This is a genomic window from Citrobacter sp. CK188 (genome assembly GCF_030333525.1).
In the GTDB taxonomy this organism is placed as follows: Bacteria; Pseudomonadota; Gammaproteobacteria; order Enterobacterales; family Enterobacteriaceae; genus Citrobacter_B; species Citrobacter_B koseri.
In genome coordinates, this window is the sequence record NZ_JAOWFU010000038.1 from 305,582 (window position 1) to 319,293 (window position 13,712).

General features: G+C 55.6%; 14 protein-coding genes. 7 read left to right on the forward strand and 7 right to left on the reverse strand.

The features are described from left to right. Positions 1-3: 3 nt before the first annotated feature. The 4 genes from OGV67_RS21930 to fimA form a co-directional block, all read right to left on the reverse strand. Positions 4-2,616: a fimbrial biogenesis usher protein gene (locus OGV67_RS21930; protein WP_058668727.1), complete on the reverse strand. Its 2,613-nt coding sequence runs from the start codon at positions 2,614-2,616 to the stop codon at positions 4-6. 31 nt (positions 2,617-2,647) lie between these two features. Continuing rightward, positions 2,648-3,340 carry a type 1 fimbria chaperone FimC gene (gene fimC / locus OGV67_RS21935; RefSeq protein WP_101743900.1) on the reverse strand — a complete coding sequence of 231 codons (693 nt, stop codon included), beginning with the start codon at positions 3,338-3,340 and terminating at the stop codon, positions 2,648-2,650. Between the two features lie 44 nt (positions 3,341-3,384). Beyond that, complete coding sequence (gene fimI / locus OGV67_RS21940) at positions 3,385-3,918, reverse strand: type 1 fimbrial protein subunit FimI (protein ID WP_012133454.1); 534 nt, start codon at positions 3,916-3,918, stop codon at positions 3,385-3,387. 75 nt (positions 3,919-3,993) lie between these two features. Next, a complete protein-coding gene (fimA, locus tag OGV67_RS21945) occupies positions 3,994-4,545 on the reverse strand; it encodes a type 1 fimbrial major subunit FimA (RefSeq protein WP_024130577.1) in 552 nt (183 codons plus the stop codon). 576 nt (positions 4,546-5,121) lie between these two features. On the opposite strand from fimA, the gene folD reads away from it, so the two are divergent. Both folD and ybcJ read left to right on the forward strand, forming a co-directional pair. Further along, positions 5,122-5,988: a bifunctional methylenetetrahydrofolate dehydrogenase/methenyltetrahydrofolate cyclohydrolase FolD gene (folD, locus tag OGV67_RS21950; RefSeq protein WP_012133456.1), complete on the forward strand. Its 867-nt coding sequence runs from the start codon at positions 5,122-5,124 to the stop codon at positions 5,986-5,988. 1 nt (position 5,989) lies between these two features. Then, positions 5,990-6,202 (forward strand): ribosome-associated protein YbcJ, encoded by a 213-nt coding sequence (gene ybcJ, locus OGV67_RS21955; RefSeq protein ID WP_047458327.1) that lies wholly within the window; start codon positions 5,990-5,992, stop codon positions 6,200-6,202. Positions 6,203-6,300: 98 nt separating this feature from the next. On the opposite strand, the gene cysS is transcribed toward ybcJ, so the two are convergent. Further along, complete coding sequence (gene cysS, locus OGV67_RS21960) at positions 6,301-7,686, reverse strand: cysteine--tRNA ligase (RefSeq protein ID WP_115181883.1); 1,386 nt, start codon at positions 7,684-7,686, stop codon at positions 6,301-6,303. Positions 7,687-7,859: 173 nt separating this feature from the next. Here cysS and ppiB point away from each other — a divergent pair, with 173 nt between their 5' ends. The 5 genes from ppiB (at position 7,860) to mnmH (ending at position 11,953) form a co-directional block, all read left to right on the forward strand. After that, positions 7,860-8,354, forward strand: coding sequence for a peptidylprolyl isomerase B (gene ppiB, locus OGV67_RS21965; protein WP_003021875.1), 495 nt, complete (start codon positions 7,860-7,862; stop codon positions 8,352-8,354). A 2-nt stretch (positions 8,355-8,356) separates the two neighbouring features. Continuing rightward, complete coding sequence (lpxH, locus tag OGV67_RS21970; protein WP_200003498.1) at positions 8,357-9,079, forward strand: UDP-2,3-diacylglucosamine diphosphatase; 723 nt, start codon at positions 8,357-8,359, stop codon at positions 9,077-9,079. Between the two features lie 118 nt (positions 9,080-9,197). Next, positions 9,198-9,707 (forward strand): 5-(carboxyamino)imidazole ribonucleotide mutase, encoded by a 510-nt coding sequence (gene purE / locus OGV67_RS21975; RefSeq protein ID WP_049011469.1) that lies wholly within the window; start codon positions 9,198-9,200, stop codon positions 9,705-9,707. Further along, positions 9,704-10,771: a 5-(carboxyamino)imidazole ribonucleotide synthase gene (purK, locus tag OGV67_RS21980; protein ID WP_012133462.1), complete on the forward strand. Its 1,068-nt coding sequence runs from the start codon at positions 9,704-9,706 to the stop codon at positions 10,769-10,771. The genes purE and purK overlap by 4 nt, the downstream gene beginning before the upstream one ends. Before the next feature lie 99 nt (positions 10,772-10,870). Continuing rightward, entirely contained in the window at positions 10,871-11,953 is a 1,083-nt protein-coding gene (gene mnmH, locus OGV67_RS21985; RefSeq protein ID WP_115614994.1) for a tRNA 2-selenouridine(34) synthase MnmH, read from the forward strand. 61 nt (positions 11,954-12,014) lie between these two features. On the opposite strand, the gene OGV67_RS21990 is transcribed toward mnmH, so the two are convergent. Together OGV67_RS21990 and sfbB are read right to left on the reverse strand one after the other, a co-directional pair. Continuing rightward, positions 12,015-12,674 (reverse strand): methionine ABC transporter permease, encoded by a 660-nt coding sequence (locus tag OGV67_RS21990; RefSeq protein WP_012133464.1) that lies wholly within the window; start codon positions 12,672-12,674, stop codon positions 12,015-12,017. Further along, positions 12,667-13,683 carry a virulence-associated ABC transporter ATP-binding protein SfbB gene (sfbB, locus tag OGV67_RS21995; protein WP_012133465.1) on the reverse strand — a complete coding sequence of 339 codons (1,017 nt, stop codon included), beginning with the start codon at positions 13,681-13,683 and terminating at the stop codon, positions 12,667-12,669. The genes OGV67_RS21990 and sfbB overlap by 8 nt, the downstream gene beginning before the upstream one ends. Between the last annotated feature and the right edge of the window lie 29 nt (positions 13,684-13,712).

Consider the following 13,712-nt stretch of genomic DNA (forward strand, 5'->3'; position numbering starts at 1 on the left):
CTTTCATGACGACGGACGTTTACAGGTTGCATTAAGCAGCGTCACCGCCTGCTTCAGGCTCTCTTCAGGCAGGGAATAATGCGCCACGCAGCGGGCGTTCGCTCCCTCTCCCCACTGAATCAGCAGTTCCCCTTTCAGCGGCAGTCCGCTCAGATAAATTTGCCCGTCATCGCCCGCCATACTGGTGACGCCGCTGGCGGTTTCGCGCACAATTGAGCCAAACGGCACCGGGCGATCGCCCTGTTTTGCGGTGACAATTGCGCGCACGCCGATTCGCGTGTCAAAGGCAGCGCGTACCAGCGCCCCTTGCGTCGGCACCACGCTGCTGACGTTATTTTCCACATCGGTGTGGTTATCCATTGAGTTGGTATCCAGCGCGACACGGTTATAGCGATATACGGTGGCGTAAGGCATGACCGCATATCCGCGCCAGTCGGTTTGCACCCCGGTCTGGTTTTCTATATGCACCCCTTCGGCGCCTGGCGCTTTAATCAGGACGTTGGTATCGCCTAAAGGCTGACTGAGCGTGATGCCGTCCGCATGACCGACCACGCCGCCAGACAGCTGCCAGTTGTAGTCATGCTGGTCTCGATCGTAGTTGTACCCCACGCCGAGCGTCCCGTAAGCCGCCTGCCAGTTCGCGCTGGCGCTGCCGCTGTAGCCATTGGTGCTGCTGTGTCCCTGGTTCACGCTGTAGCTCAGGTTACGCCCGTCTAACAATGTCCCGCCGATGCCGGTCTGCCAGCTGTTCTGTCCATTGCTGTTCCGGTTCGCGTTAAAGGTGGCGTAGGTGCGATCCAGGGCATTGTCGCGCGAGTAGCGCCGCCCGGTGAGCACGCTGAACGGAACCGACATGTTGAATGCCAGAATGCGATCGGTGCCGGAAATCCCTACGGATTCATTCCACGACCAGGAAAGGGAGTAGCTGATCCCTTGCCAGCCGCTGGCATATCCCAGTTGATACCAGGTATTGGCATCCGACGTGTTCCAGTATGTTTGCTGACTGCCGGAGATATACAGCGAGCCGTAATCCCCCAGATTCTGTGAAATGTTGACCTGGAATCGGCCTTTTTTGCTGTAGTTCAGGTTGTGATAGCTCTGCACTACCGGCACTTTATGACGCTTACCTTCGCTGTCATATTCATACTCGTACCCTTCCATACTGCGGTACGCCACATCGTCAAGCGTGTAGAATCCGCGCGTGGAATAGCGATAGCCCAGTAACTGGAAGTTAGTGCCGTAGTTGTTCAACGACTTGGCGTACAGGAAACGCAGCGACTGCCCCTGGTGGGTGCTGTCATCCGCCAGTTGGCTGCGGGCGTGGGTGACGTCTACCGAGACCGCGCCCCAGTCGCCCAGGTTCCGTCCGGCCCCCAGCACCACCGAGCTGTAGCGCGAAGCCAACTGCGTGCCGCCATAAGCAGTATACCCTTCAGGCAGACCGGCGATCAGCGTTCCCTGGAAGAAGAATGGCGAGGATTGCTGGCTATTGCCGCTGCGGAAATCCCCTGCCACCAGGTCGAACTTCATACGTCCTTCGCGCTGCAACAGCGGAACGGTGGAGTACGGCACCGTATAGCGCTGCTGACTGCCGTCTTTCTCATCAACCGTCACGTCCAGGTCGCCGCTTGAAGACGTTGGGTTGAGGTCGGTGATCGCGAAAGCGCCCGGTGAGACATAGCTCTGATAGATCACATAGCCGTTCTGGCGGATAGTCAGTTTTGCGGCGGTACGGGCGATCCCACGCACGGTCGGCGCATAGCCTTGCAGGCTATCAGGGTACATATTGTCAGACGAGTAGAGCCGCGCCCCGCGAAAGCCCACGCTGTCAAACACGTCGTTGCCGGTGTTGCTGTCCCCCATCACCAGTTCGCTTTTCAACGGGATGATGGCGCGTTGTACCCAGGTGCCGATGTTTTTCCAGCTTTGCGAGTGGTATCCGTCGCCTTTGGAATAGCTCCACGCGCCGTTGTTACGCAACCGCCACGGGCCATAGTTCAGGCCGCTCATCAGGCTTAAAAAATAGCTGTCGCTGTTCGTCCCGCGACTGCCGGTAAAACTGTAGTTGATAAGCGCGGCGGGAATCCCCTCATCCCACTCTTCCGGCGGAATATACCCGCGCGCGCTGTTCAGCATTGACGCCTGCGGAAGACTGATATTTAAACGCATTGAGGAAAAATCAAAAGCGATTTCAGCGCCGGGAATCGCCTCTGGCAAATTGATGCAGGTCTCCTCCTGGCTTTGCCCAAGCACAGGAAAGGCGGTGGTATTTACCCCCAGCCTTTTGATCCACGCCAGATCAAAACAGGGCATTAATCCGCCTGATTTTTCACCGGTTTTCGTCGACGAGGTTTCAAAGCGAATATCCTGGGTCGCGACGAACTCATCGTTGCGCCAGATATCCACCCGATAGATGCCCGGGGGCTGGTGATTGCCTTTCTCAAAACGTGACAAATCTGCCACGGACGCAGCATCTGCCGACAAAAAAGCCGGGTTAAAGTAACTTTCGCCATGACTTATCGCCGGATAGAGCGCCGCCAATATGGACAACGCCACCCCCGTCAGATGTGGCGTATACCCCGGCAGTGAACCGGGAAGATACGTTATCTTCTTCATCGTTTTCTCAGTGTGGCTTCACACATTCCGATCAGCGCAAGCTAACCGTTTTCGCCGGTGTCAGCGCACCGTAATCATTTACCGTCTGGAACGTCACACTTCCCTGCGCGCCTGCCGGAAGCAGAATCTGGGTATTGTTCTTCGGCGCGACCATGACGTTATCAACCTTCTGATTTCCCACTTTGAGATTGACCAGCGTGAGATAGTAAGCAGACGGATTGGTGATTTTCAGGTGGTTCCCGGAACGGGAGAATTGCAGCATTCCTGGCGCGTCTTCCTGCACCTGCGGCAGATTGGCAGGGCGAACAAACAGCTTAATGCGCGACAGGATCGCCAGTTGCAGGACGTTTTTGCCTTCAAGGCTGTTTTTATCCACCGACGGTATCGCTTTCACGTTCATCCAGAACAAAGACTCCCGATCGGCAGGCAGGGGTTGTCCGGCATAAATAATACGCAGCGTGTTTTCACTTTTGGGTTCGCTGACAAACAGCGGCGGTGTAACAACGAACGATTTTTCTTTGACGCCGGCGCTGTTCTCAATCCATGAATTAACCAGATAACGCTCTTTCGATGCGCTGTTGCTAATTGCCAGCGAGGTCTGTTTGGCGTCCGCCGGATAAATAACGCGGGTGGCGCCTAATGCAATTCCCCCGGCCGCCTGCGCACTCATTGAAGTCAATAAGGCAATAAAAATAATAAGGCCTGATTTTATATAATTAAGCATGGCAAAAAATACCTTTTGCGTTTTATCAACGCCCGGAAAACAAATCAGGGGTAAACCAGCGTAAACCACACATCTGAATGAATACTTCCCGGCGTCATATTTTCCGAGATTGCCCGATAGCGAGCCGTGAAATGAAATGTCATTTCTTGCGTTAAAATAGGGGCATAATGAAGCGGCAAGGAATTGGGTATGATTTGCCGTTGTTCTTCATCAAATAATGCCAGACCAATACCGGAGGTCGCCGCCGTGTCGCTGCGCGCCAGGAATACCTGCGGATCTTCTGCGGGAGTCACACCGGAAAAAGCGATCCCAACATGGCTATAAACCTCTGAACTACAATCGGTTAATCGCAGCGCGAAAGGAATGCTGGTCGGGGCGAAACTCCCGGTGCCAGAAAAGACATTGGTGCGGTATTGCCCCATCTGTACACGGAGATCCTGGCTTTCGGAATTCACCGCGCAGGCGCCGTTTACCAGTTGGCCCCGCAGGTGAAGATTACCGCTCTCCAGTATCACCGTATGCGCGAATGCGGGCATCGCGCAAATCAGCCCCACCAGCGCCACGCCTTTGCTAATCATCTGCTGTATCACTTATCGTCCCCGGATAGCGCCTCATCCATTGAGGCTTGCCACATCCCTGAATCCCTGGTGGGTTTATTCGTACTTCATGATGAAGGTTGCGTCGGCGTTAGCCTGACCCGGCGTGGTGTCCGCAGCAGTCGCTTTATAACGCGCGGTGAAACGCAGCGTGTTGCTACCTTCTACCAGCGCCTGAGCCGTAGAGAAGGTCGCGCCGTCTGGCTTCAGCGGAGAAGAGGTGTTATCAAGAATTTCGATCCCTACGCCGCCTGCCGTGGTGCCATTGTCACCAGACACGACTGCCAGCAGGCTGTCATTTGTACCGTCAGCCTGACCAGAGAACGCAACGGCAGCGGTCGCTGCTACGCTCGGATCGCAGTCATTCAGTACAATGGTGAACGGAATCTGTGCGCTGGTATCGCCAACAGCGGTAAAGCTGGCGGTACGATACTGGCCCAGGGTCACGGTCTGATCGGCAGATTTCGTGCTAACGGCACACGCAGCATTGACCAGCTCACCTTCAAAGTGAACCGTACCGCCGCTAACGCTTACCGGATCGGCATGAGCCGCACCAGCAGCAAACATCAGGCCAGCAATAACGGAAGAGGTCATTAATTTAAGTTTCATGGATTTCCCTTGAATTACGCACATTCGGCTCCAGTTTCCTGCGGGAACCGTTTGAATCAAAATCGACATAATAATGTCAGGCTAATTATCTCTGCATCCTGTAAAGATATATATCGAAAGAGAATTAGCTAACCTTTTTACCCCAACTCTCCTGAGCATTAGATTCACTAATTAATCTTTACGAATATGACAATTCGTCACAGGGATAAATTAAACATTTCAATAAGTGAAAAATACCTTCAATCTCTTTAATTAGCCCAGGTAAATTCTTATTGGGATATAGGACAGGTCTAAGCCTTTTTTATATAAAAGTGTTCAATATCACACTTAACGCCACGTTTTTCGCGGCATTCCCCCTAATTTTAGCAGGGTGATGAATTGTTTCTTTTAGGTTAATTTTGATTAGGTTGCTCATTAATCACCCACAGGATTTTGCCCCTCGCCGCAGCCCGTATCGCAGTGGTCACTGCACCGATCACACGTAAAGACGCAAACGATAACTGACAGCGCGCCCCGCTTCTGACAAAATAGCCACATCCCCTTCGACTTAATGTAACAGACGGAATCCTCTCTCTGATGGCAGCAAAGATTATTGACGGTAAAACGATTGCGCAGCAGGTGCGCTCTGAGGTTGCTCAAAAAGTTCAGGCGCGTGTCGCGGCCGGACTTCGCGCTCCAGGGTTGGCCGTTGTATTGGTAGGCAGCAACCCGGCTTCGCAGATTTATGTGGCGAGTAAGCGCAAAGCCTGTGAAGAGGTGGGATTCGTCTCCCGCTCCTATGACCTGCCCGAAACCACCAGCGAAGCAGAACTGCTGGAGCTGATTGATACGCTTAACGCCGACAACACTATCGACGGTATTCTGGTGCAGTTGCCGTTACCGGCGGGCATCGATAACGTCAAAGTGCTGGAACGCATTGCGCCGGACAAAGACGTAGATGGTTTTCATCCCTACAACGTAGGCCGTCTGTGCCAGCGCGCGCCGCGTCTGCGCCCCTGTACGCCGCGCGGCATCGTCACGCTGCTGGAGCGTTACAACATCGATACCTTCGGACTGAATGCCGTCGTCATCGGCGCCTCGAATATCGTCGGTCGCCCGATGAGCATGGAACTGCTGCTGGCAGGCTGCACAACGACCGTGACTCACCGCTTCACCAAAGATCTGCGTCGCCATGTTGAACACGCCGATCTGCTGATTGTCGCCGTCGGCAAACCCGGATTTATTCCCGGCGAGTGGATTAAAGAAGGCGCCATCGTGATTGATGTCGGAATCAACCGACTGGAAAATGGTAAAGTGGTCGGCGATGTGGTCTTTGAAGACGCTGCCGCGCGCGCATCCTATATCACCCCGGTGCCGGGCGGCGTCGGTCCGATGACGGTCGCAACACTTATCGAAAACACGCTACAGGCGTGCGTTGAATATCACGATCCACAAGGTAAATAACATGGCAACATTCTCTTTAGGCAAGCACCCGCACGTTGAGTTGTGCGACCTGCTCAAACTGGAAGGCTGGAGCGAAAGCGGTGCCCAGGCGAAAATTGCCATTGCAGAAGGTTTAGTGAAGGTTGATGGCGCGGTTGAAACCCGCAAACGCTGCAAAATTGTTGCCGGGCAAACCGTCAGCTTCGCAGGGCAAAGCGTTAACGTCGTCGCCTGATTCAGAGTGCCGGATGGCGACGCTATCGCGTCTTATCCGGCCTACTGGTTATGCCAGTGTAGGCCGGATAAGGCGTTAGCCGCCATTCGGCAATGACGTTATTTACGGCGCCAGGTTGTCCCTTGCGGACCATCTTCCAGCACGATGCCCATCTCATTCAGACGGTCACGCGCCGCATCCGCCGCCGCCCAGTCTTTGGCTTTACGCGCATCCAGACGCTGTTGAATTAACGCTTCGATTTCAGCCACTTCGCCGTCATCCGCCTGCGCTCCGCTTTGCAGGAACGCTTCCGGCTCCTGCTCCAGCAGCCCCAGCACGCCGGAAATTTTACGCAGATGTGACGCCATCGCATTCGCGGCAGCCATATCCTCACTCTTCATACGGTTCACCTCACGCGCCATATCAAACAGCACGGAGTAGGCTTCCGGCGTGTTGAAATCGTCGTTCATCGCCTCCACAAAACGCGCTTCAAACGCTTCGCCGCCCGCAGGCGCAACGGTTTTGTCCGTTCCGCGCAGCGCGGTGTACAGACGCTCCAGGGCGGAACGCGCCTGCTTGAGGTTCTCTTCGCTGTAGTTGAGCTGGCTACGATAGTGGCCGGACATCAGGAAGTAGCGAACGGTTTCCGCGTCGTAGTATTTCAGCACATCACGCACGGTAAAGAAGTTGCCCAGCGATTTCGACATCTTCTCACGATCCACCATCACCATGCCGGAGTGCATCCAGTAGTTCACATACTCACCGTCGTGCGCGCAGGTAGACTGGGCGATTTCGTTCTCATGGTGCGGGAACATCAGGTCGGAACCGCCGCCATGAATATCAAAATGGTTGCCCAGCTGTTTGCAGTTCATGGCGGAACATTCAATGTGCCAGCCCGGACGACCCGCGCCCCACGGCGACGGCCAGCTCGGTTCGCCCTCTTTGGACATCTTCCACAGCACGAAGTCCATCGGGTTGTGTTTTACGTCAACGACGTCAACGCGAGCGCCCGCCTGTAGCTGTTCCAGATCCTGGCGCGACAGCTGACCGTAGTTCGGGTCGGTCGGCACGTCGAACATCACGTCGCCATTGTCCGCCACATAAGCGTGACCTTTGGCGATCAGCTGTTCGGTGATCTCAATAATTTCGGCGATATGGTGCGTTGCACGCGGCTCCAGATCCGGGCGCAGAATATTCAGCGCATCAAAATCTTTGTGCATCTCCGCAATCATACGATCGACCAGCGCGACAAAGCTTTCACCGTTTTCGTTCGCCCGTTTAATGATCTTGTCGTCGATATCGGTAATGTTACGCACGTACTTCAGCGTATAACCGAGGAAACGCAAATAGCGCGCAACGACATCGAAGGCGACAAACGTACGCCCGTGACCGATATGACAGAGGTCGTAAACGGTAATACCACACACGTACATGCCGACTTCCCCGGCATGAATAGGTTTGAATTCCTCTTTTTGGCGCGTCAGTGTATTAAAGATTTTTAACATCGAAGATTCCGTATAGACGTGTGTGGGTAATAATATCCGTATGATACATATTATTCGTAATCGAAGCAGCACACTTTGCGAGGTGATCGCAGCGTGCGGTTATGCTATAACACCCCCCTATATGTGACCCTTATCGGGGTCGAAGCACCACTATATCGGAACAGGATGCAAAAATGGTTACTTTCCACACTAATCACGGCGATATCGTAATCAAAACGTTTGATGACAAAGCGCCTGAAACAGTTAAAAACTTCCTGGACTACTGCCGCGAAGGTTTTTACAACAACACCATTTTCCACCGTGTTATTAACGGTTTCATGATTCAGGGCGGCGGTTTTGAACCTGGCATGAAGCAGAAAGCGACCAAAGAAGCGATCAAAAACGAAGCCAACAACGGTCTGAAAAACACCCGTGGCACGCTGGCAATGGCGCGTACTCAGGCTCCACACTCCGCAACGGCGCAGTTCTTCATCAACGTGGCCGACAACGACTTCCTGAACTTCTCTGGCGAAAGCATGCAGGGCTGGGGCTACTGCGTATTCGCTGAAGTCGTGGAAGGCATGGACGTGGTTGATAAAATCAAAGGCGTATCAACAGGCCGCAGCGGTATGCATCAGGACGTGCCGAAAGAAGACGTTATCATCGAAAACGTGACCGTCAGCGAGTAATCGTGGCGACACTGTTTATTGCAGATCTTCACCTCTGCACGGAAGAACCGGCGATCACCGCCGGTTTTCTGCGTTTTTTAGCCGGTGACGCGCGCCAGGCCGATGCGCTGTACATTCTTGGCGACCTTTTCGAAGCCTGGATAGGCGACGACGATCCCAACCCGTTGCACCGAGAAATGGCCGCAGCCATTAAAGCCGTTGTAGATTCCGGCGTTCCCTGCTTCTTTATTCACGGCAACCGTGATTTTTTGATCGGCAAACGCTTTGCCCGTGAAAGCGGAATGACGCTATTGCCGCAGGAAAAGGTGCTCGACCTCTATGGCCGTCGCGTATTGATTATGCACGGCGACACGCTCTGCACCGACGATGCCGGTTACCAGACGTTTCGCGCCAAAGTTCACAAACCCTGGCTACAGACGCTGTTCCTCGCCCTGCCGCTGTTTATCCGCAATCGTATTGCCGCCAGAATGCGCGCAGGCAGCAAAGCCGCCAACAGCAGCAAGTCACTGGAGATCATGGACGTTAATCCACAGGCCGTGGTGGCCGAAATGGAAAAACACCATGTGCAATGGCTGATTCATGGTCATACCCATCGCCCGGACGTTCACGAACTGAGCGCTAACGGCAAACCCGCGTTCCGCGTTGTTTTAGGCGCCTGGCATAGCGAAGGGTCGATGGTCAAAGTCACGCCGGATGACGTTGAGCTTCTCCATTTCCCGTTTTAACCTCTCCCGTGAATTGACGACGTCATAAGGTACGCAACCGTTTTCCTTGGCGTATTTCCGTGCTATTCTCTGTGCCCTCAAAAGCCGAGAGTTGTGCACCACAGGAGTTTTAAGACGCATGTCTTCCCGCAATAATCCGGCGCGTGTCGCCATCGTGATGGGGTCCAAAAGCGACTGGGCTACCATGCAGTTTGCCGCCGAAATCTTCGATATCCTGAACGTTCCACACCACGTTGAAGTGGTTTCCGCACACCGCACCCCCGATAAGCTGTTCAGTTTCGCCGAGAGCGCCGAAGAGAAGGGTTATCAGGTGATTATTGCCGGTGCTGGCGGCGCGGCGCATCTGCCGGGAATGATTGCGGCAAAAACGCTGGTGCCGGTACTGGGCGTGCCGGTGCAAAGCGCTGCGCTGAGCGGCGTGGACAGCCTCTACTCTATCGTCCAGATGCCGCGCGGCATTCCGGTCGGCACGCTGGCGATCGGCAAAGCGGGCGCGGCGAACGCGGCGCTGCTGGCAGCACAAATTCTGGCGACACACGATAAAGACCTGCGCCAACGTCTGGCGGACTGGCGTAAAGCCCAGACCGATGAGGTGCTTGAGAATCCCGACCCACGAGGTGCGGCATGAAGCAGGTCTGCGTACTGGGTAACGGCCAGTTAGGACGGATGCTGCGTCAGGCGGGCGAACCGTTGGGCATCACCGTCTGGCCTGTCGGGCTGGACGCGGAACCTACCGCCGTTCCGGTTCAGCAAAGCGTGATCACAGCGGAAATCGAACGCTGGCCGGAAACCGCGCTGACCCGCGAACTGGCGCGCCACCCGGCTTTCGTCAACCGCGACGTTTTCCCGATTATTGCCGACCGCCTGACGCAAAAGCAGCTTTTTGACAAACTCTCGCTGGCGACGGCGCCCTGGCAGTTGCTGGCAAGCCGGGACGAGTGGCCCGCCGTATTTGCGCGTCTGGGCGAACTGGCTATCGTCAAACGGCGCGTCGGCGGTTACGACGGCCGTGGGCAGTGGCGTTTACGCGCGGATGAAACCGCTCAGTTCCCGGACGACGGTTACGGCGAGTGCATTGTTGAACAGGGCATTAACTTCTCTGGCGAAGTGTCGTTAGTCGGCGCACGCGCCCATGACGGCAGCACCGTGTTCTACCCGCTGACGCACAACCTGCACCAGGACGGGATTCTGCGCACCAGCGTAGCGTTCCCGCAGGCCAACGCGAAACAGCAGGAACAGGCGGAAGCCATGCTCTCCGCCATCATGCATGAACTGGGTTATGTCGGCGTCATGGCGATGGAGTGTTTTATCACGCCGGAAGGGTTGCTCATCAACGAACTGGCGCCGCGGGTACACAACAGCGGGCACTGGACGCAAAACGGCGCCAGCATCAGCCAGTTTGAGCTGCATCTGCGCGCGATCACCGGCCTGCCGTTACCGTCACCGGTCGTGGACAGCCCGTCCGTGATGGTGAACCTGATTGGCAGCGCTCTGAATTACGACTGGCTGAAACTGCCGCTGGTACATCTGCACTGGTACGACAAAGAGGTTCGCGAGGGGCGTAAAGTGGGCCACCTGAACCTGACCGACAGCGATACCGATCGCTTAAGCGCAACGCTGGAGGCCTTAGTTCCCTTGCTACCGCCGGAATACGCCAGCGGCATCATCTGGGCGCAAAGTAAGCTTAAGTAATACATAAAATGCCGGGAAAGGAATCTTATCCTTTTCCGGCTCCTCCTTCAGCGCGTAAAATCCCCATCATTGCCGTTTGTTTTTTTTCAGGATTCCACAATGAACGATGGGACGGACTATCGCGCCATTCTGGCGGCCGATACGCCTTTAATCGACGTTCGCGCGCCGATAGAATTTACGCAGGGCGCCATGCCCGCCGCGATTAACCTGCCCTTAATGAATGATGAAGAACGCGCGGCAGTCGGCACCTGTTACAAACGCCAGGGGCCGGAAGCGGCACTGGCGTTGGGCCATAAACTCGTTGCCGGCGACGAGCGTCAACGGCGGCTGGAGGCCTGGCGAAAAGCCTGTATTCAACATCCCCGGGGTTATCTCTGCTGCGCGCGCGGCGGTCAGCGTTCGCATATCGTACAACAATGGCTACATGAGTCCGGCGTGGATTATCCGCTGATCCAGGGCGGCTACAAAGCGCTCCGCCAGGCGGCCATGCACATCACCGACACGCTGGTACAAAAACCCATGATCTTAATTGGCGGCTGTACCGGCAGCGGAAAAACACAGTTGGTTCGACAGCAGCCGAACGGCGTGGATCTGGAAGGGCTGGCGCATCATCGCGGTTCGTCATTCGGCCGCACGCTGAAGCCGCAGCTGAGTCAGGCCAGTTTTGAAAACCAGCTCGCCGTGGAGATGTTGAAAACCGACGCCCGTCAGGAGTTGCAGATGTGGGTGCTGGAAGACGAAGGCCGGATGATTGGCGCAAATCATCTGCCCGAATGTCTGCGCGAACGCATGGCGCAGGCATCCATTGCGGTTGTGGACGATCCGTTCGAGCTGCGTCTGGAGCGGCTGCGCGAAGAGTATTTTATCCGCATGCATCGCGATTTCACCCATGCCTGCGGGGAAGAAGACGGCTGGCAGGCGTACAGCGACTATCTGCATCATGGGCTTTCCGCTATTCAGCGCCGCCTTGGTTTGCAGCGTTTTAAAGAGCTGACGGTAAAACTAGACGCTGCGCTGGCCATGCAGCAGGCCAGCGGCAGTACCGACGGGCATCTGGCCTGGCTGGTGCCGCTCCTCAACGAATACTACGATCCAATGTATCGCTATCAACTGGAAAAGAAAGCCGCGAAAATCGTCTTTCGCGGCATATGGCAGGACGTTGCACAGTGGCTTCAAAACTAGCGATTGCAGGCATTCTGCCGGATGGCGGCTAACGCCTTATCCGGCCTACAAATATTATGCCCTAATGTCTGTCGCGTTTATCGGCGCGTTTCGCCAGCCAGTCGCCGAGCATCTGTACAACCTGCACCAGAATAATCAACGCGACCACGGTGACAATCATCACCTGGGTTTCGTAGCGGTAATAACCGTAGCGAATCGCCAGGTCGCCGACCCCGCCGCCGCCGACAATCCCGGCCATCGCGGAATAGCCAATCAGACTCACCAGCGTGATGGTCAGCCCGCGTAGCAGACCGGCGCTGGCCTCTGGCAGCAGTACGGTGCAGATAATGCGCATAGGACTGGCGCCGAACGCTTCTGCCGCTTCGATAATCCCTTTATCAACCTCACGCAGCGCGCTATCAACCAGACGCGCATAGAACGCTATCGCCGCAACAGAGAGAGGGACGGAGGCGGCAATCGGCCCGATGGTATTGCCGAGCAAAAATTGCGTGAGCGGCAACAGCAGCACCAGCAAAATCACGAACGGCACCGAGCGGATAATGTTCACCAGAACCGAACTCACCAGATACACGAAGCGATTCTGCCAGAACAGATTCCGGTCGGTGACAAAGATAAGGAAGCCGAGCGGCAGCCCGCCGACAACCGCCAGCACCGTTGAAATGCTCAGCATTTGAAAGGTTTCATTGAACGCCAGCGTTAAATCCGGCAGTAAATCATCCACGAATCACCTCCACCTGCGCAGTACGTTGCCGAATATGCGCTACCGCGGCATCCACCGCTGACGGGTTGTGCGGCGCAGTCAGTTGCACCACTAAAATCCCCAACGCGCGTTCGCCGATATATTCAATTTTGCCGTGCAGAATGTTCACCGCTACGCCGAACTTCACCGCCACATCAGACAACACCGGCTGCTCTGCCGAATCACCGATAAACAGAATTTTCAGTAACTGTCCGGGCAAATGCTGGCGCAGACGTTCCGGTAACGTCAGATTGAGGGTGTGCGACACCAGCTGCTGTGTGAAGGCGTGCTGCGGATGAGCGAAAACATCAAACACGTCGCCCGACTCCACCACTTTGCCGCCGGACATCACCGCCACGCGATCGCAGATGGACTTGATCACATTCATCTCATGGGTGATCAGCACGATCGTGATCCCCAGCTGTTCGTTAATCTGTTTGAGCAGCGCCAGAATGGTCGCTGACGTTTCCAGATCCAGCGCGGAAGTCGGTTCGTCGCAGAGCAGTACATCTGGATGGTTGGCGATCGCGCGGGCAATCCCCACTCGCTGCTTTTGACCGCCGCTAAGCTGTACCGGAAAGCGGTTCGCCTTATCCGCCAGCCCGACCAGCGCCAGAATTTCGGCAACGCGCGGGGCGATCTTGCTGCGCTCCCATCCGGCGGATTTCAGGCTGAAAGCGACGTTTTGCGCCACCGTGCGGGTATGCATCAGATTAAAGTGCTGGAAAATCATCCCAATACGCTGGCGGGCTTTACGCAGATTCGCCCCTTCCAGCGCAGAGATCGCCACACCGTTCACTTTCACGCTTCCCTGACTCGGGCGCGTTAAGGCATTAAGGGTACGCAGCAGCGTACTTTTCCCCGCGCCGCTGGTGCCGACAATGCCAAAAATTTCGCCCGCCGCTATCCGCAGGCTGACGTCATCCACCGCGCGGGTCGATGCGCCACGGCCTGCCGTGAAATCCACGCAGACCTTTTCAATCTCAATCATGCTCACCTCAGAAATGCGAAAAGGGCAGT